The 17,819-nt window shown below is 47.6% G+C and carries 12 protein-coding genes; 1 reads left to right on the top strand and 11 read right to left on the bottom strand.

Going from position 1 to position 17,819, the window contains the following annotated elements:
• Positions 1 to 56 precede the first annotated feature (56 nt).
• Entirely contained in the window at positions 57 to 1,046 is a 990-nt protein-coding gene (gene fbp / locus DC20_RS15360) for a class 1 fructose-bisphosphatase (protein ID WP_062544643.1), read from the top strand.
• Between the two features lie 139 nt (positions 1,047 to 1,185).
• Here the strand turns inward: fbp and DC20_RS15355 are convergent, their stop codons facing one another.
• From DC20_RS15355 to DC20_RS15305, 11 genes are all read right to left on the bottom strand, one after another.
• Positions 1,186 to 1,866 (bottom strand): LamG domain-containing protein, encoded by a 681-nt coding sequence (locus DC20_RS15355; RefSeq protein WP_062544642.1) that lies wholly within the window; start codon positions 1,864 to 1,866, stop codon positions 1,186 to 1,188.
• A 107-nt stretch (positions 1,867 to 1,973) separates the two neighbouring features.
• Positions 1,974 to 2,738, bottom strand: a complete 765-nt coding sequence (locus DC20_RS15350) for a rhamnogalacturonan acetylesterase (protein WP_062544641.1) — start codon at positions 2,736 to 2,738, stop codon at positions 1,974 to 1,976.
• Positions 2,739 to 2,843: 105 nt separating this feature from the next.
• Positions 2,844 to 3,242: a VOC family protein gene (locus DC20_RS15345; RefSeq protein ID WP_062544640.1), complete on the bottom strand. Its 399-nt coding sequence runs from the start codon at positions 3,240 to 3,242 to the stop codon at positions 2,844 to 2,846.
• Positions 3,243 to 3,454: 212 nt separating this feature from the next.
• Positions 3,455 to 5,143, bottom strand: a complete 1,689-nt coding sequence (locus DC20_RS15340) for a T9SS type A sorting domain-containing protein (protein WP_169788192.1) — start codon at positions 5,141 to 5,143, stop codon at positions 3,455 to 3,457.
• Between the two features lie 103 nt (positions 5,144 to 5,246).
• Complete coding sequence (locus DC20_RS15335; RefSeq protein ID WP_062544639.1) at positions 5,247 to 6,938, bottom strand: RagB/SusD family nutrient uptake outer membrane protein; 1,692 nt, start codon at positions 6,936 to 6,938, stop codon at positions 5,247 to 5,249.
• Between the two features lie 17 nt (positions 6,939 to 6,955).
• Positions 6,956 to 9,952 (bottom strand): SusC/RagA family TonB-linked outer membrane protein, encoded by a 2,997-nt coding sequence (locus DC20_RS15330; protein ID WP_071885480.1) that lies wholly within the window; start codon positions 9,950 to 9,952, stop codon positions 6,956 to 6,958.
• A gap of 990 nt (positions 9,953 to 10,942) precedes the next feature.
• Positions 10,943 to 11,683: a rhamnogalacturonan acetylesterase gene (locus DC20_RS15325; RefSeq protein ID WP_245652224.1), complete on the bottom strand. Its 741-nt coding sequence runs from the start codon at positions 11,681 to 11,683 to the stop codon at positions 10,943 to 10,945.
• Positions 11,684 to 11,802: 119 nt separating this feature from the next.
• Complete coding sequence (locus DC20_RS15320; RefSeq protein ID WP_062544637.1) at positions 11,803 to 13,563, bottom strand: glycoside hydrolase family 28 protein; 1,761 nt, start codon at positions 13,561 to 13,563, stop codon at positions 11,803 to 11,805.
• 125 nt (positions 13,564 to 13,688) lie between these two features.
• Entirely contained in the window at positions 13,689 to 15,344 is a 1,656-nt protein-coding gene (locus DC20_RS15315; protein ID WP_083470343.1) for a glycoside hydrolase family 43 protein, read from the bottom strand.
• A 169-nt stretch (positions 15,345 to 15,513) separates the two neighbouring features.
• Positions 15,514 to 16,500 (bottom strand): pectinesterase family protein, encoded by a 987-nt coding sequence (locus DC20_RS15310; protein WP_062544635.1) that lies wholly within the window; start codon positions 16,498 to 16,500, stop codon positions 15,514 to 15,516.
• 8 nt (positions 16,501 to 16,508) lie between these two features.
• Entirely contained in the window at positions 16,509 to 17,759 is a 1,251-nt protein-coding gene (locus DC20_RS15305; RefSeq protein WP_062544634.1) for a glycoside hydrolase family 88/105 protein, read from the bottom strand.
• Positions 17,760 to 17,819 lie beyond the last annotated feature (60 nt).

Raw genomic sequence — 17,819 nt, 5'->3', positions numbered from 1 at the left:
ATTTCCCTTCCATCTTATATAAGTACTTATACAAACTAATAAACTCCTCTAACCCTATGAATGATGCATTAGCCCTTCCTGTAGGCACCACCTTAGACCGGTTTATCATGAAAAAGCAGGAAGACTTTCCGTACGCAACCGGAGAATTGTCCCAGTTGTTGCGCGACATGGCCCTGGCTGCCAAAATCGTGAGCCGTGAAATCACCCGCGCCGACCAGGACACCCTTGGGTCTTACGGTGAGCAGAACGTGCAGGGCGAAGAGCAGCAAAAGCTGGACATTATTGCGAACATAAGGTTTGTGAGGGCTTTGCGGAACGGCGGGGAGGTATGCACCATAGTCTCAGAGGAAGAGGAAGATATCATTCATACCGGTAACAAAAACGCTAAGTATATTGTCGCCATGGACCCACTGGATGGCTCCTCCAACATCTCGGTGAACATCCCTATTGGCACCATCTTCTCTATCTACCGCAGATTATCAGACGGCGGGCAAGACGGCACCCTGGAAGATTGCTTGCAACAAGGTACCCAACAAGCAGCTGCTGGCTATATTCTGTATGGCGCATCTACCATTTTGGTGTACACCACTGGCCGCGGAGTGAACGGCTTTACGTATGAGCCTTCTTTGGGCGAGTTCTTCCTTTCTCACCCAGACATCACGATTCCAACAGGCGGTAAACAATATTCCTGCAATGATGCAAACGTGAGCAATTTCCCATTAGGCATTCAGAACTACCTTGCCTTTTGTCGGGAGCAGAAATACTCCTCGCGCTACATTGGGTCTTTGGTGGCAGATTTCCATAGGAACCTTCTGAAAGGAGGCATCTACTTCTACCCTGCCTCGGCAAAAAACAAAACCGGCAAACTGCGCCTCCTTTATGAGTGCAACCCCCTGGCCTTTATTGCGGAGCAAGCCGGCGGACAAGCCACCGACGGCATTGACCGTATCTTGGACAAAGTCCCTACTGAACTTCATGAGCGCTGTCCGTTGGTGATTGGGTCCTCAGAAATGATTGAGAAAGTCAAAAAATACATGACCTTGTAAGCTCTATTTTAGTGAAGACATAAAAGCGATAGGGGCCTGTTTTCTGTAAACAGGCCCCTATCGCTTTTATAGTTTAGGAAAGATTTTCAGAAAAGGGTCTAGAATTCAGAAGAGCTTTCTACCTCGTACTTTATTCTCCTTATAAGTAGTTAGAGTATTTCTTAGGCTGAAGTGCCCGTTTCCAAACTTTCACACTCTGGATTTCCCCGTTGAACCAGGACCGCTGATCCATGCGGGTGCCTATGGAGGTTTTCGCTGAAGCTGGAATGGGCAGGTATTCAATTTCACCGGAAAGCTCCCGTTGTCCATTCACGTACCCTTTTAACTGCTTGTCTTTGTAGGTCAGGGTCATGGTGGCCCACTCTCCCACCGGGTGCGTTTTTGTTGAGTCAATTAAAGTGAGAGCAGCTTTTTCTGTGCGCATGAAAAAGTCAGCGTACCATTGGTTCCGGTTATTCAGGCGGAGTTCTAACAGAATACGCCGCTGCCCCAGGGCCATGTCTTCAATGTGCAGAAAGCGTTGCTCCACGTTTGCGGGCCAGGCAGCATTAGGTTTGAACACTACCTCAATAGTAAATTCCTCGGCCCCGGCTATGGGGTTATGGTCTACCAGCAGTCCGTCATCTACGCCATCAAATGAAATGACCTGTGCTCCTCCTTTCCCCTTTATGCTTTTCGGGTTACCTATAACAGCTGTAAGATGCCCGCCCACTGCCGTGAGAGAATCCATCTTCCACTGAGTTGGTTTTAAGGTGGTGCAGGAAGAAACAATCAGCAACGTGAGAAGAATAACTGACAAAGAATTGTAACCGTTTTTCATGGTATACAGATAAAGGTTGATAAAATTTTAGGCCTGCTTTCAGGGAAACAGGCCTAAATCAAAACATTGACAATTTTTCAGCTTGGTAGATGCTGCTTGGAAACAGTTTATTGTTTCACCTCAGGTTTTACTATTCTTTCGGTTAAGCCTAGTTTTTGGGCTTTTATTTCAGCTAAGACAATCTGGGCCATTTCACGGGCACCCAACTCATTGAAGTGGGTATCATCTACTTTGCCCTGCGGATAGTTTGGATGTTCCTCCGGCTGTAGATGCACAAACAGCATCTTGGATGCTTCAGGTCCCAGCTTTTGTAACAACTCCTGACTTTTACGGTCAAGGTCAATCAAGGCAACTTTTTGTTTCTGAGCCACAGACCGAACCAGGTTAGAGTACACTTCGTGGGTACTCTCCAACTTCCCGTCTGGCAAAAATTTCCGGCGAGCCGCTGGGGTAATGAGGATAGGAGTTACTTTCTTCTTTCTGGCCTCAGAGACAAACCGCTCCAGGTTGGCTACGTAATCCGCTTCAGTGGTATAGCTCTTTTTATTAGACACCTCGTCATTATGCCCAAACTGAATGAACAGGTAATCTCCTGCTTTCATGGAAGAGGTTACTGGCTGCCATAGTTTTTCTTCAATGAACGTGCGGGTACTGCGGCCGTTTTTGGCATGGTTTTCCACTTTCACGCTGTTATCAAAAAAGTAAACAAAAGGCATGCCCCACCCCGTCTCTGGATAGTGCCTGGTTTCTTTAATGGACATAGTGGAATCACCAATCAGGTACACCGTGATCTTTTCCCTCTCCCTTACCAGGAAGGACATCAGGCCCATGCAGCAAAGACACAGGAACGGTAACGCAATTTTTAATTTCATAATGTATCTGTCTCTAAAGGATTACCAAAGTTGGTAATTTCTGTTTAAGTAAAGCAACAACGTTTCATAGCTGATTTGCAGAAATCAAGCCAAAAGCAAGGTTAACTACCAGTCAATCCGAGCCAACATAGGGGTAGCTCGTTTACAGAGTTGCAGCGCTAGTCCCCAGGGATCGCGGAGCATAATCAGGTGCGAACCGTCTTCTAAATGTTGATCAGAAACAAGGGTGGCTCCCGCCGCACAAAGACGGTCTTTGTCTTTGGTAGGGTTTTCTGAAACGAAGGCCAAATGCACCATCAGCGGATTCATAGTCCGGTAAGGCGGCACCTCATCTACTGGGTTCAGGTAAATTTCCACCAGAATCCGGCCACTGTCATCCGCGAAAAAGGTAGTGTAAGGGGCTTCTTTTGCTTGCCGCACCACCCGCATACCCAGATGCTGGGTGTACCAGTTGCTCATGGCGATGGGGTCTTCTACGTTAAGGGCAAAGTGCTCTAATTTCATATTTAATTTGTTTAATGCGATCTCCAGCTATTTATACTAAATCTGGCAGGTCATAATATTGTAAGCAGTCCCTACTGTGTTGTTTGTGCCGAAGTGTTTTTGGTGCAAATCAGCAAAACGATGCAAAAACAATTGCCAACACTCTATTGGGCATACACTCGCTTCTTCTTTTTACAAGTCCCTTTATGGTCTTGAACATTTACTCTTTTCTTTTACTCTCTTATGAAAGCCACTCTTCTGGTTGCTTTCTCGCTTCCTGCCTGAATTGAAATGAAGTACATACCCGTAGGAAGCACCCGGCCATTCTGATCTGTCCCGTTCCAACGTACAGTTTGTAACCCAGGAGTTACGGAGGCATCTAAGAGGGTAGCCACCACTTTGCCCCCCAAATCAGTTACTTTTATGACTGCCTGGCTCCGCTGTTTCGCCACGAAAGAGAAAGTAGTAGAGAGGGAAAAAGGATTAGGGTAAAGGGTTGTTTCAACTATTTGCTCAGACTCAGGGGAACTGGTCAGGTTGCTAGAGGAGAGCAAGCCGTTAAGGTATTCTTCCAGGTTGGTGTATCCATCGCCGTTGGCATCATTGTTCCGGTCAGCGGCGTTATTGGGGTTCAGGCCTTTCTGCGTCTCCCAGGCATCGGGCATTCCGTCTCCGTCAGTATCTGCCAACGCAGGCAAAGACTGAAGAACCGGCCAACCACCCACGTCAGTCTGGGAGTCAATGATGCCTCTAAAGCCGGTTTTAGAACCGTTGAAGGTAGCGGTACCCGTGCGTACCTCATTCACGATCCGGGCGTCTACAGCATCGCGCCGTAGGCTGGCGCCCACGCGGGACAGTACGGCCTCGTATGCCTGCTCAGCGGTGTGGTTGGTTTCCATCTGGAACTCAATTGGCGTAGACAACCGCACATTGGCCCGTTGGGCCGCAGGAATGCTACTGTCATAATCCACGCCTCCATTCCAGTTATTAGACGTGACAGCAGCATTGCCATGCACGTAGTTTCCGTCTATGAAGAAGGTGCCGTACCCGGCCCCGAAGGTTGGGTCTGCCTCAAATGATACCTGCATGATTCTACGGTTTTTGCTGCTGGCCGTAGCCGGACCTGGTTTGTAGTAGTTGTTCACCAGGTTGTATTTGCCGTTTTCCCCACCGTAGGCACTGTTATCGCGCCAGTTGTAGATTACGTTGTTGCGGAAGTCCACATGCTCATTAAGGTAGGGACCGTTGCTGATGCCTGAGCGGCCTCCACCGTTGAATCGCGGGTTCCGGTTGTTGTGGTGGGCCAAGAGGTTGTGGTGAAACGAAGCCTTGTCGCCTCCCCAGATGGCTCCGTAGCCATGGTTATTTTTCTCATGGAACGACTGGTTCAGGCTCTCCCCTACCAGACACCACTGCATGGTAAAGTTCTTGTTTGCGTAGAAGGATGACGTCTCGTCAATGGACCAACTCATGGAGCAATGGTCGATGATAATGTTTTGCCGGTACCGGCCCCAGAGTGCGTCTTGCTCGTTCCGGGTCAGGTCACCCATCCGGAACCGCAGGTAGCGGATAATTACATTGTCGGCGTTTACCACCATCTCGTAGTTCTGGAGGCAAATACCGTCGCCGGGAGCTGTTTGGCCGGCTATGGTGACGTTGCCGTTGCTAATTTGCAGCCGTGAGGCCAGCACGATGTTGCCTGACACATCAAACACAATGGTGCGGGCACCTGATTCCGCGAGGGCAGCTCGTAGGCTGCCTGGTCCGGCATCGTTCAGGTTTGTAACTTTAATGACTTTGCCGCCGCGTCCGCCAGTTGTGAACCGACCAAACCCCTCGGCACCTGGAAAAGCCAGCTGCTGCGCATTTAGTTGATGAATCAGACACATACAAGACAATAACCCCAGTAACTTTTTAAGCATGTGCTACTTGTTTATTCTTAATCTTTAAAGCTAATTTTTCTCCCCTTTACTAAAAAGAAAAGGGGGAGAAAGAAAACCTTCCTCCCCTTTCCAAGACTATTTTCTATTGGTATCCCTCGTTCTGGATGAACTCACCTTTGTTGGTGATGATGTCCAGCTGGGCTTGCGGAATTGGCCGTAACCTATGGTATTCTTTGATGTTAGGACCCGCATCTGGGTTGAAGGCTTTTACGCGTTCCACCAGTTTGTTTGTCCTTTTTAAATCAAACCAACGCTGTTGTTCCCCGGCAAACTCGCGGGCTCTTTCATCCAGGATGAAGTCAATGTTAAACTGACTTGTCGTGATTTCCATGGCAGCTTCTTTACCTGGAAGGGCAGCTCTTCTTCTAACAGCATTGATGTGTTGCAGTGCCGTAGCGGTGTTACCCAACATCATATCTGCTTCGGCTGCGATCATGTACATTTCAGCTAACCTGATGACAAACGCATCGCGGCGACCCTGTTGCTGGGAGATGGTTAAACGGGCTGGGTCCAGAAACTTCTTCAAAGACATATAACGGTCTCTTACCCGCGGAGCACCATTGGCGTCATAGGTTCTGCTACGGTCAATGATGGTGTAAGGCTTGGCATCTTTTACCGCATTTGGCACTACATATTTTGTAGCGTAAATAGCAGTATCACCAGCTTTGAAAGTTACAGTGCGCTCAACACCTGCGGTATTGGTAACTTTGTAAGAACCTGGTCTATTAGAATACCAAACAGTTTCAAAAGTGGCATTAAAACGAGCATCTTTGGTTTCGTCAAACAGATCCAGAAGCTTGACAGTAGGCATGTAGCGGGCAAAAGGACGTCCGTACCTGATGTCACGTTGCATGCCAGGCAATTGGTCATACGTCATCAAGAAGAACAAGTGTGAGTTGTTCCCACCATCACGCAGAAGAATGTCATCTGATGAGGAACTGGTTAAACCATCAAACTCACGGTTCAGTATCAGGTCGGCAGTGAAATTGACAACCCAGATAGCTTCTGTATTCTTAATATTGGCAATGTCCCAAAGGGCGGCATAAGTAGGCATCAGCTTGAAGTTGTAATCAGCTATCACTTTCTTGGCCATGCGAGAAGCCTCTGCGTAGTTGTTGCGGTACAGGTACATCCGGGCCATGAAAGCCTCAGCGGCAGGTCTGGTTGCGCGGCCATACTGAGTAGTGGTCACGGGCAGGTTGGTAGCGGCAAATTGCAGGTCTTCAAAAATCTGCTTGTAGAAACCTTCTACCGGGGTGCGGTTAGCAGTGGTTTGCACGCCAATGGTTTCAGTAGTAGTAAGGTGTACGCCTCCCCACGTTTCAACAATGTGCCACAGGTAAAATGCCCGTAAAAAACGCGCCTCCCCTTCTCTTATCAATTTGAGGTTGGCTGGTAGCGGAGAAGTAGGTATTCTGGACACGGCCGCATTGGTAGCATTCAAGGCCGCATAGAGGCGAGTCCAGTAGAAGTTGATGGCTGAGTTAGCACCAGACAGATCAGAGTTATACAGGGCAATAGGCGGACTTTCCATCCCGCTTCCGCGGGTAAAGATATCAGTACCCAGTTCTGACAGGGCAATTCCGTTTTCTTTGCCATACCAGAAGCGCATGGGCGTGTACAAAGAGTTCACCAGACTCTCCATACCTTCCACTGTACTATAGTATGTGCCGGAAGTAAGGCCAGAAACATTTTCTTCCTGCAGAAACGAATCACAAGAAACAGCTGTCATCAAACTAACAGACAACAAGCATTTATAAACAAATTTTTTCATAAGGAACCTTCCTGTTCTTAAAATTCTACATTCAGACCAAATACCAACTGTCTTGTCATAGGGAAGCTAAGAGCTCCGCCTCTCTCCGGGTCATAAGGTCTGATCTTGCTATATAAAACGAAGTAATTTTTAGCCGTCACATAAGCTCTCAAGCGAGATAGCTTTAAAGTACTGATAAGCGGCTGCGGGAAATTGTACGCCAAGGTTAAATCTCTCACTTTGGCAAACGAACCATCTACATACTGCAAGGTTGAGTAGTAACGGGTACTGGCTCTGCTGGTGCTGGCATTTGGTCTTGGAAACGCATTAGTAGGATTTTCCGGGGTCCAGTAATCAACCAACGGACCGTTTTCTAAACCATCTACTTTGTAAGAGTTAGCTGCTTCACTGCTGATGGTTTGGCCAATACGGGCGTACACCATCACAGACAAATCAAAGTTTTTGTAGCTGAACCGGTTGGTTACTCCTAATGTCCAGTCAGGAACGTTGTTACCTATGATCACGCGGTCTGCCGGTGTAATTAGCCCGTCACCGTCCTGGTCTTTCACCCGGATATCTCCTGGTCTCTGCTGGTTTTTCAAAGCAAGTTCTTCTTCGCCTAGTTGCCAGATCCCAATCTTCTCATAATTAAAATAAACACTAATAGGATAGCCTACGTGCAAACCATTAGATCCAAAGCTAAGATCTCTATCTATACCTTCCCCAATGTACCGTACTTCTTCTTTGTTTCTGGCAAAGCTGAAATCAGAAGTCCATTTGAACCCTTGTACCTGAGACCGATCAAAGTTGACCGTGTTTAACTGTAGCTCAACCCCTCTGTTTCTTACTTTCCCTACGTTGTCAATCACCCGCTCATATCCTGAGGAGGTAGGCAACAAACGCTCCAGCAAAAGGTCTGAGGTGTTTTGTTGATACAAATCTAAAGTACCCGTTATCCGGTTGTTGAAAAACCCGAAATCTAAACCAAAATTGGCAGTAGCGGTTGTTTCCCAGCTCAAGTTAGGATTAGGAAGTGCTCCTGGGTAGTACCCGTAAGCAGGAGTTTCATCCCAAGCGTAAGTAGATCTACCCAAACCACCCAAGGTCATGTATTCTGAAATCTGGCTGTTTCCTGAAACTCCGTAGCTGGCTCTTAGCTTCAAGTCTGTTACTGAAGCTACATTCTGCAGAAAGCTTTCCTCTTTCAAGATCCAGGCTACTGATGCAGAAGGGAAGTAATCCCATTTATGACCCTCTGCCAATACAGAGGCTCCATCGGTACGCAATACACCCGTGAAGAGGTATTTATTGAATAGTTTGTAGTTCATCCGGGTAAAGAAGGACGTCATGCTTCTTTCTCGTAGGCTACTTTCTAACTGATAAGCTGTTTGAGTGGCTCCCAAGTTATAAAAGAGCAAGGTAGAAGAAAGCACATTCCTACCCTGCGCAGCAAAGTTTTCTTCCTTTTCTGCCCAGATACTTGAACCTAGCAAAACTGAGAATTCATGGTTCTCATTAAGGGTTTTGGTGTAGTTCGCGAAATTCTCAAGAGTGAACCGGGAAAATGTCCCCAATTCTGCACGAGCCAGGGATAATCCGTTTGCTCCGGTATCTATGGTGTTGGTTCCTGCAAATAGACCGTTTCTGTTATTGTATTGGTCTATCCCAAAACGAGAAGTGATGGTCAGGTCTTTGATGGGGTTGTAATCTACAGACAGGTTACCGAAGAACCTTCTATTAACATCATTATTGGTGTAAGCTCCTGGTTGCTCGTCTACCAGGGCATTCAGAGTAGAGGCATCACCTACCGGGAAGACAAGGAAGTTTCCTTCATCATCGTATGGTCTCCCCAAAGGACTCATCTTATTGGCTTGGTTTAGAGGATCACGTCTAATGTCCTGGTCACGCTGAGTGTACATTAGGTTGGTACTTACCTTCAAGTTATCCAAAACCTTATAGCTGATGTTCATACGTCCACTATAGCGCTTCAACCTATCCATTTTCAGCAATCCTTTTTCATCAAAGTACTCAGTAGACAGATAATAAGTAAGCTTATCTGTTCCCCCGGAAAGGCCCAATTGGTAGTTTTGCTGGCTTCCATTACCCAGCAATTCATCAGCCCAATTGGTCCATATACCATTTCTAAAGTTCTCAAACTGAGCGGGCGGCAAGATTTTTTCATCATCTGCCGGACTTTTCCACTCCCCTACTGTTCTACGCGCTTCTCTTCTTAGCTGCACCCACTCAGGGCCTGTCATCATATCAGGATATCCGTTGACACTCTGGATACCATAATAAGAGTTGAAGGATAATTTTGCCTTACCGACTGCACCACCTTTGGTAGTGATCAAGATCACCCCGTTGGCTCCTAATGAACCATAAATGGCAGTAGAAGCCGCATCTTTCAACACCTCCATAGAGGCAATGTCATTGGGGTTTACATCCAACGCACCATCATACCGAATCCCGTCTACAATGATCAAAGGACGGTTGCTGGCGTTCACAGATCTGTTTCCCCGCACACTTAGGTTCACCCCTGCACCTGCTCGACCACTTGAAGTTGTTAAATCAAGGCCAGGGACCTTGCCTTGCATTACCGCAAGAGCATTTGTTACAGGAATAGCGGTTAAATCTTCTCCTCTCACTGAGGCAACGGAACCAGTCAAATCTGATTTTTTCACGGTACCATAGCCAATCACCACTACCTCGTCAAAGGTTTTGGAGTCTGAAACTAACTTAACGTTCACGGTAGTTCTGCCATTGAGAGGAACCTCCTGGGTTACGAACCCTACATAAGAAAGAACCAGAGTTCCGGTTTCTGAAGGAACATTCAAAGAAAAGCTTCCATCTGTGTCTGTAGCAGTGGCCGAAGAAGTGCCTTTCAATAGAACTGTAACGCCAATCAAGGCCTCTCCTTTTTCATCTACCACTTTTCCAGTTACCGTTCTTCCCTGGGCTGCCGCGCCCAAAATGGTGAGAACCACCAACGGAATTACTAATAAAAATCTAATCCTTTTAAGTAAAGTACTTCTCATAGGTGAAATGATTTAAGGTGATAAAATGAACAGTGTATAGGTTAGGTATTCGGTTAGTATTGTTAAGCGGCAAGTAACACTTGCACACCAAGGCTACTATTGTTAAAATCCAAAAAGAGCAATCGATTGCACTAATCTTCTTATGATTTTGCTTTTGCCGATGTATAACAGGATTGTTTTCAGGTATATTTTAGAGGTTTCTTAAGAAAGGGGATTCCCTAGTTCTTGCCGGAGAAACCCTTTGAAGCAGGTAAGCAGGTTCCTTTCCAACTTCTATGAAATGAAGGATTTTACCGATGCTGCAAATAACAGGAGAATAGCGGCAGTCTAATGTTTCAGTCCTTTTATTTAATAAAAAACCTTTAATTTTATTAAGAAAACCTAGTAAAGAATTAAACCCTAAGGTGAGAAGAAGGAAGAGCAAAACTAAAAATACCATATGGAGGAATGTGATGTATAGTAATAAAATCTATTAAAACATCTAAAACTTCTGCTACTTGAAGGAATAACCCTGGGAAGGTCCGGGTACTTGAAGGAGTGTATTTCAAAAAACTCCTATACTTCCACTTTCCCCCACCTTTCTACAAGTCCTGCCTGCCCTTATTAAGACAATCGATTGCACAAACCTTCTAAAAAAAATAGGTCCTTCACAACCCACCTCATTTCGTTTTTTCCTTATAAAGGAAAGTTAATTGTATTTTCCTCAAATCACAAGCAATCTTCTGCCAAATTTTTGATATTTTCTAAAAACCCTCTTTTTTGATTCATTTAGTAAGTACCTGCCACCTGGCATTAACCTATCATGAAGTATGCTTTGATACCTTATTTGAAAAATAGTTCTTGTCACCTCTTGTGGAAGCACTTTCAGTGATAAGTCTTTCGTCTTCTGACAAAAGACAAAAAGAAAAGCGTTTCACCTCTGTATTCAGAAAAACAGAGGTGAAACGCTTTTAACATTTTAGGAGCCTACCCAGGCTTATTAAAAGGAGGCTATTTTAAATTTTTCATTCCCTCAAATACCAATCTGGCAACTTCCTTGGCACCGGCGGGTTGGAAATGCGTATTGTCCTTCTGCCCTTCGGGGTAGTTTTTGTATTGGCCTGCCGGAAGATTCATAAAGTAATTAGCAGTTACGTATTCTTGCCCTTTTGCGGAAAATGAATCAATGGACAGTTGCTGCAAATCAATCAAAGGCACATTCAATTCCTTGGCCACGTCTTTCACCGCCTGTGGGTACTCGCCGTGTACGTTGCCAATCTTGCCGTCTTTCCAGGGATAGTTGCGGGCTACCGGAGTTAACAAGATGGGGTAGGCACCTTTCTCGCGGGTCTGATTGATATACAGGCGAAGAAATTCTTTGTAGCCTTGAATGGTCACGAACCGTTCAGGCTTGTCTACCGCGGCATCATTGTGCCCGAACTGAATCATGACCACATCATTCTTTTTAAGGTCTTTGTACACCTGCGCCCAACGGCCTTCCTCAAAGAAAGTACGCGTGCTGCGTCCACCCCGGGCCTTATCCAGCAGAATAACGCTGTCGGCTTTAATCAGATGCTTTACTTTGTTTAGGCTGTCTTTTGCTAAAAACGGCTTAAAAACCTGTCCCCACCCCATGATCGGGTAACGCTTGTTTAGGTAATCTTCGCCATCATAGTCAGAGTAATCTGCCACAGTAGAATCTCCAATGAGGTACACTCTTACAATCTTCTTTTTGAAAGGTGCAAAAGACATCACTGCTAGGCTGCAAACCAAGAAGAGTGCGGCTAGTACCTTTTTATTCAAAATATTGAAATCAACAATCATAAGTATTCACAAAAAAAAGAGAGCCTGTTTTAGGCCCTCTTTTTAGATTATTGCATAGAAACAGCCGCTTTCCCTAAATCTTTCCCTTTGGAGATTTGGGTGGTCGCACTTGAAAAGTCTTTGTTGTTAAGCTTCACATTCTTGGTTAAAGGTCCCATTACTTTCACCGCAGGTTCCTTGGTCTGGTTGAAAGACAACCCCTGCACGTTGATGTCCTTGCTGTTATAGATGGTGAGGGCCGGGCCTTTTTCGGTGATTACCTTCACGTTCTTCAGCACAATGCCTGATGCATCTACCGCCGATATACCTTTTCTGGCTTTCAGGAAAGCATTTTCAAGGCTAACGTTTTGCAGGTTCATTTCAGGAAGTCCTTGTAAGGCAACTGCCTCATCAGCGCCAGAAACGGTAATGTTGCGCATCCAGATGTTTTTGAACGAAGGCGTTTCCTCCGTAACTGGTACCAGTTTTTCTACCCGGGCTTCGGTGCTGGCTTTCTGGTCTTCTTCCAATACCGGCGAGTTACCGCCGTAAAACAAGTTGAAGCTGATAGCTTGGGTAGGAATGTTGATCATGTCAATGTTGGAGATCCAGATGTTCTCTACTACACCGCCTCTGCCGCGGGTACTTTTGAAACGCAACCCAATGTCAGTACCCATGAAAGTACAGTTAGACACGTGCACGTTTTTTACCCCACCAGACATCTCACTGCCCACCACAAAACCGCCGTGGCCGTGGTACACCACATTGTTTTTCACGATCACGTTTTCAGTAGGTACGCCTCTGTCACGACCGTCTTTGTCTTTGCCTGATTTAAAGCAGATGGCATCATCGCCTACGTCAAAGGTGTTGTTGTACACCAGCGCGTTTTTGCACGACTCCAGGTCCAGACCATCGCCATTCTGCGAGTACCAAGGGTTACGCACGTTCAGGTTTCTCAAGATAATGTCCTGGCACATAAGCGGGTGCAAGTTCCAGGCCGGTGAGTTCTGGAAGGTAGGCCCGTCCAACAGCACGGTTTTGCAGTTTACCAGACTCAACAATACCGGACGCAGGTAATCTTTCACCGCTTCAAACTCTGCTTTGGTTTTGAAGTTAGGCACGTTAAAATTATCCTTGGCATCTGCTTTCCGGGAGATTGCTGTAGGATACCACGTTTTACCATCTTCGCTCAATACTCCGGTTTTAGTCAGGGTTTTCCACTGGGCATCGGTCATCTTACTTTTCTTCACCGGGCGCCATGCATCACCGTTTCCGTCAAAAGTACCATCACCAGTGATCGCGATGTTCTCCAGGTTATTTCCTGAAATAGGCGATTGGCACCGCCAGGTGTTCAACCCTTCAAAACTGGTTTGAACCAAAGGATAATCATCAAAGTCACGGCTAAAAATTACCATAGAACCAGCCTCCGCGTGCAGGTCAATGTTGCTCTTCATTACAATTGGTCCAGTCAACCACAGTCCGCGCGGGATCACCACGCGTCCACCGCCTTTCGCTGACACATCGGCAATAGCCTGTTCAAAGGCCTGGGTGTTTTTAGTGATGCCATCGCCTACGGCGCCATATTTAGTGATGCTCACGCTATAGTTGGGAAACTTGGTTTCCTTCACCTTGGGCATGTCAAACTCAATGCCATCATAAATAGTAGCGTCAACACTGGCATTGGAAACATTTACCCCAGCCGTGGTGGCATTGGTGGAAGACGTACTGGCTGCCGGCGCAGAAGTTTCGCGCTGGCACGAGAACTGGAATGCACTTACTAGTCCCAACGTCAACAGGAACTTGCTGGAAATTACCTTTTTCATGCTCATATCTTTACTATTTAAATTCTTTTTCTCTGCCTCAAGTCACACGATCCTGAAGCTTTATTCCTCTATTCTTGTTTATGTTAGTTAGGACCTGCTTTCTCTAAAACAGCCCCTAAACGCTGGAACGGCTACTTAGAGAACCTAAACCAGTCGTAATCGGCGAAGCCGGAGTCATTGGTTTTGTCATCTCTGAGGGCAAACAAACCCACTTTGGCGCCTATCCATTTGCCGACTGTGGCGGTAAATGGCGTGCCTGCGTTCTTGAAGTTCTGCCCGTCTTCTGAGTAGCTGAACTGGCACTTGGCCCCCGGGCTTACCTGTACTCGGAACTGCACTTCGTTTCCGGTGAGTTTTCCCAAAACTTGCTCTTTTTCAGACGTGCCTTTGTCGGCTTTCTGAGCGGTATTGTAGGTAAGGTACAGGCCGTCTTTCTTGCTGAGTACAGATACAAAGCCATAATCCAGACCCATCACTACCAAGCCCGTGCGCTCATTTTCCAGCTTAGGGTTGGGAGTGAACTTGAGTTTGGTGGTGACGGTGAAGGTCTCGCCGGGGAATTTCTGGAGCAGCAGGTTGGGCACATCCCACAGGTTTTTGCCGCCCTCTGGCATCTGATCGGTGAAAAGGCGCAGGTGGCCTTTGTTGGAGGCGAAGGCCCAGGTGGCTTTGGGGTTGGCGTGCCACTGCCACTGCAAGCCTAATGTGTGGTTGTTAAACTCATCAGACTCGGCGGGCGTCATGACGGGGTAGGTTTTGCCCACGTTCGGCTTTTTGTAGGTGAGCACCGGCTGGCCTTTGCCGTCCCCGTCTTTGTCTTCGCCAATCACGGGCCAGTCATTCACCCACTTCATGGGCTGCAGGTGCACCACGCGGCCGTATGCCTCCTTGTCCTGAAAATGGAAAAACCAGTCTTCACCTGATTTGGTGTCTACCCAAGCGCCTTGGTGCGGACCATTTATAGGCGTCTGGCCCTGGTCCATAACTATTTTCTCTTCGTAAGGGCCATACACGTTTTTAGAGCGCAGCACCAGTTGCCAACCTGTAGACACGCCACCGGCCGGGGCAAAGATGTAATAGTAGCCGTTGCGCTTGTAGAACTTCGGCCCCTCCACGGTGGGGTGTGCATCATGGCCGTCAAATACCATCACGCCCTCATCCAGGACCTTGGTGCCCTCGGGGTTCATGCGGTTTACGGTAAGCATGCTTTTAATGCCTGCCCGGCTTCCGGCCCAACCGTGCACCAGGTAGGTATTGCCGTCCTCGTCCCACAGCGGGCAGGAGTCAATCAGGCCTTTGCCCTCCATCACCAGTACCGGCGCATCCCAGCGGCCCGCCGGGTTATTGGTTTTCACCATGTAAATCCCAAAGTCCGGGTCTCCCCAATAGATGTAGAACTCGCCCTTGTGATGCCGGATAGCAGGCGCCCACACGCCATTGCCGTGCTGCGGTTTGGCGAAATGATCATAAGGCGGCAGCCGATCTAAGGCATACCCGATGATTTTCCAATTGATCATGTCTTTGGAGTGCAGAATCTGCAAACCCGGAATAGAACTAAAGCTGGAGGAGGTCATGTAGAAGTCATCGCCTACGCGCACCACATCGGGATCAGAGTAGTCGGCATCCAGGACCGGATTTTGGAAGGTACCGTCTCCTTTATCAGAGACCCACACGTTTGACACTTCATTGGAAGAAACAGCGGGGGAAGAAGAAACCGTAGGCGACGACTTTTCCGTCTGGCAGGCCATCAGGAAAAGAAACCCAGCGGTATAATATCTGATTTTCATATTCAATGGTAATGTTAAATCGGTGGCCCTGTACAATTCTGGTTCCGGGCCTCTCCCCTTGCCTCAATTTGTCTTACCTGTCCTCTCCTATCTCTTCTGGTGACTTCAGATAAACCCTCTCGCTGCTTTCAGGGTGATTTCTGGAAAACAGAGGCAAAACAAAATTAACTTATTTGCCGGCCTGAACCGCTGGTTTTACCGCCAGCGGATTCCAGTCTCCGAACACCTTCTCTAAAGAGTAGTCTTTGACCTGCTCGGCAGTGAGTTGTTTAGACCATTTCACGCGGTCTTTTGTAGAAGCGCCAGGTCCGGTGGAGTTGTATTCGGCGTACAGCACTTGTTTCTCGGCCTCCGGTTTGTTCCAGTTGTGCCAGCCCTCAGGCTTGATGTGCTTGCCCATGTACGTGTTGATGAACACCGTCTTGGCGAAAGGTCTCCACGGCCGGCCCAGGTAATATGACTTCTCCGGGGCATCGCCGGTGAGCCGGCAGTTCAGGAACACAAACCCGTAAGGAGCGCCTTCAATAGTTGAAGCAGCAGTAATGAAACTGCCGCCTTTCTTAGCGAAGATCTCGCAGTTCTCAAACACGGCTGTGGACCACCCGAAGATGAAATCGGTGGTGCCTTCTATGTAGCAGTTTCTATAGTACTGGCGGCTTTTCTCACCGTGCGGGTACAAAGTATCCTGGAAACCCAGGAAACGGCAGTTCTGGAACATGACCTTGTCTCCGTCAATGCGTACGGCCACTGCCTGCCCTACTGGGCCGGACGAGTTCTCAAACGTGATGTTCTCGGCGGTGAAATCATCGCCGAAGACATAGAAGCTGGTAGACCCGGTGGTGCCCATCTCCTCGCCAAAGCGGTTCTTCTTGGCCGCGTAATCATCAAAGGTGAGGATGGTTTTCCTCACGTCCTCGCCAATCATTTTTACTGCCGTTTTGGTGGCCGGCAAAGTGAGTTTCTCTTTGTAGGTGCCGTTCTTGATGAAGATGGTGGTGGTGTTCTTCCGGAAATCAGGCACCGCATTGATGGCTTCCTGTACCGTTTTGAAGTTTCCGCTCCCGTCTTTGGCCACTACAAAATCATATTTCTGTGCCTGCACCAGTAAAGCTCCGAAAAGCAAGGCCAGCACCAGAAAAGGCTTCTTGAACGTCATGCCTATCCTTATTTAGAAGCCGATTTAGAAGCCGCAGCTTTGCCCATTTCCTCAAACTCCAACGCGGCCATGATGAACGGCGACACGGCTTTGGGGTCATTGTCGCGCTTCTCCTCGTTGATATAGTATTCATAGGTACCATCGCGGTACGGCGTACCGCCCAGTCCTGCCACCGCGCAAACCTGTGTAATGCTGATGGTTCCGTCTGAATTTTTCTTGATGAGGTTTTCCAGGATGCCATTGTAGCCGCGACGCGCGTTGTCCATGTACTTCTGGTCTATGTAGCCTTTCTTAGCCGCTTTTACTAAAAAATAAGTGAACATGCTGGAGGCCGATCCCTCGCGGTAATTGCCTTCTCTGCCACCCTGGTCCACTACCTGCCACCATAAACCGGTTTTAGGATCTTGGTATTGGGCAATGGAGCCCGCCATTTTCTGAGTGATTTTCAGAATGTCTTCTCTTTCCGGGTGGTTCTCAGGAATAAAGTCTAAGACATCAACCAAAGCCATGGCGTACCAACCCATGGCGCGTCCCCAAACATTTGGCGACAATCCGGTTTTAGGATCAGCCCATTTCTGCTCGCGTTTTTCGTCCCAACCATGATAGAAGAGGTTTTTCTCTTTTACGTAGGTGTACTTGTCTACCAGTTTGATCTGCTTGGCTACTTCACTGAATAACTGCGGCTCATTGAAATTAGCACCGTATTGCGCCAGGAACGGGGAGGCCATGTACAAACCATCCAGCCACATTTGGTGCGGATAAATTTTCTTGTGCCAGAAACCGCCTTCAGACGTTCTGGGGTGCGTGCGCATTTGGTCGCGCAACTCGTCAATGGCAATTCTGTATTCTCGCTGACCGGTTTCTTTGTAGAGCGCAATCAGGAATTTACCCGGGTTTACGCGGTCAATGTTGTAGTCAGACTTTTTGTAGGTTTTAATGGTGCCGTCCTCCGTAATCATGGTATCAGCGAAGGCTTTGATGTAGTTGAAGTACTTACGGTCACCGGTCTTTTTCCAGACTCTTTCCAGAGCACTTGCGAAAAGCCCTTGGGTGTAATCCCACTTAGGCTCGGGGCGGAAATCAATCATCCAGCCTTGCGGGCTACGCTTCATCTCAGAATCGGCCATCCACACAGAATAGGGTTTTCCTGAAGGAGACACGGCACTAGTCCCGGAAGAGGAAGAAGAAGTTGACTTGCTTGAGCTACACGCCAGAGTAAACAGGGCGAGCGCGAAAAAGGCAATTTGGCTGAATTTCATATGGCTTTGAGTCTAGTTCTTGATAAGCGAATGAGGGAATTCTTTTAATCTACTTTGAGG

The organism is Rufibacter tibetensis (genome assembly GCF_001310085.1).
Lineage (GTDB): Bacteria > Bacteroidota > Bacteroidia > Cytophagales > Hymenobacteraceae > Nibribacter > Nibribacter tibetensis.
This window is presented reverse-complemented; position numbering and strand designations above follow the sequence as displayed.

Excerpts from the sequence above, each read along its gene's own strand:
- DC20_RS15305 (WP_062544634.1), bottom strand. The coding sequence starts at position 17,759 with ATGAAATTCAGCCAAATTGCCTTTTTCGCGCTCGCCCTGTTTACTCTG.
- DC20_RS15355 (WP_062544642.1), bottom strand. The coding sequence starts at position 1,866 with ATGAAAAACGGTTACAATTCTTTGTCAGTTATTCTTCTCACGTTGCTG.
- fbp (WP_062544643.1), top strand. The coding sequence starts at position 57 with ATGAATGATGCATTAGCCCTTCCTGTAGGCACCACCTTAGACCGGTTT.
- DC20_RS15340 (WP_169788192.1), bottom strand. The coding sequence starts at position 5,143 with ATGCTTAAAAAGTTACTGGGGTTATTGTCTTGTATGTGTCTGATTCAT.
- DC20_RS15315 (WP_083470343.1), bottom strand. The coding sequence starts at position 15,344 with ATGAAAATCAGATATTATACCGCTGGGTTTCTTTTCCTGATGGCCTGC.
- DC20_RS15335 (WP_062544639.1), bottom strand. The coding sequence starts at position 6,938 with ATGAAAAAATTTGTTTATAAATGCTTGTTGTCTGTTAGTTTGATGACA.
- DC20_RS15310 (WP_062544635.1), bottom strand. The coding sequence starts at position 16,500 with ATGACGTTCAAGAAGCCTTTTCTGGTGCTGGCCTTGCTTTTCGGAGCT.
- DC20_RS15350 (WP_062544641.1), bottom strand. The coding sequence starts at position 2,738 with ATGAAATTAAAAATTGCGTTACCGTTCCTGTGTCTTTGCTGCATGGGC.
- DC20_RS15345 (WP_062544640.1), bottom strand. The coding sequence starts at position 3,242 with ATGAAATTAGAGCACTTTGCCCTTAACGTAGAAGACCCCATCGCCATG.
- DC20_RS15320 (WP_062544637.1), bottom strand. The coding sequence starts at position 13,563 with ATGAGCATGAAAAAGGTAATTTCCAGCAAGTTCCTGTTGACGTTGGGA.
- DC20_RS15330 (WP_071885480.1), bottom strand. The coding sequence starts at position 9,952 with ATGAGAAGTACTTTACTTAAAAGGATTAGATTTTTATTAGTAATTCCG.
- DC20_RS15325 (WP_245652224.1), bottom strand. The coding sequence starts at position 11,683 with ATGTCTTTTGCACCTTTCAAAAAGAAGATTGTAAGAGTGTACCTCATT.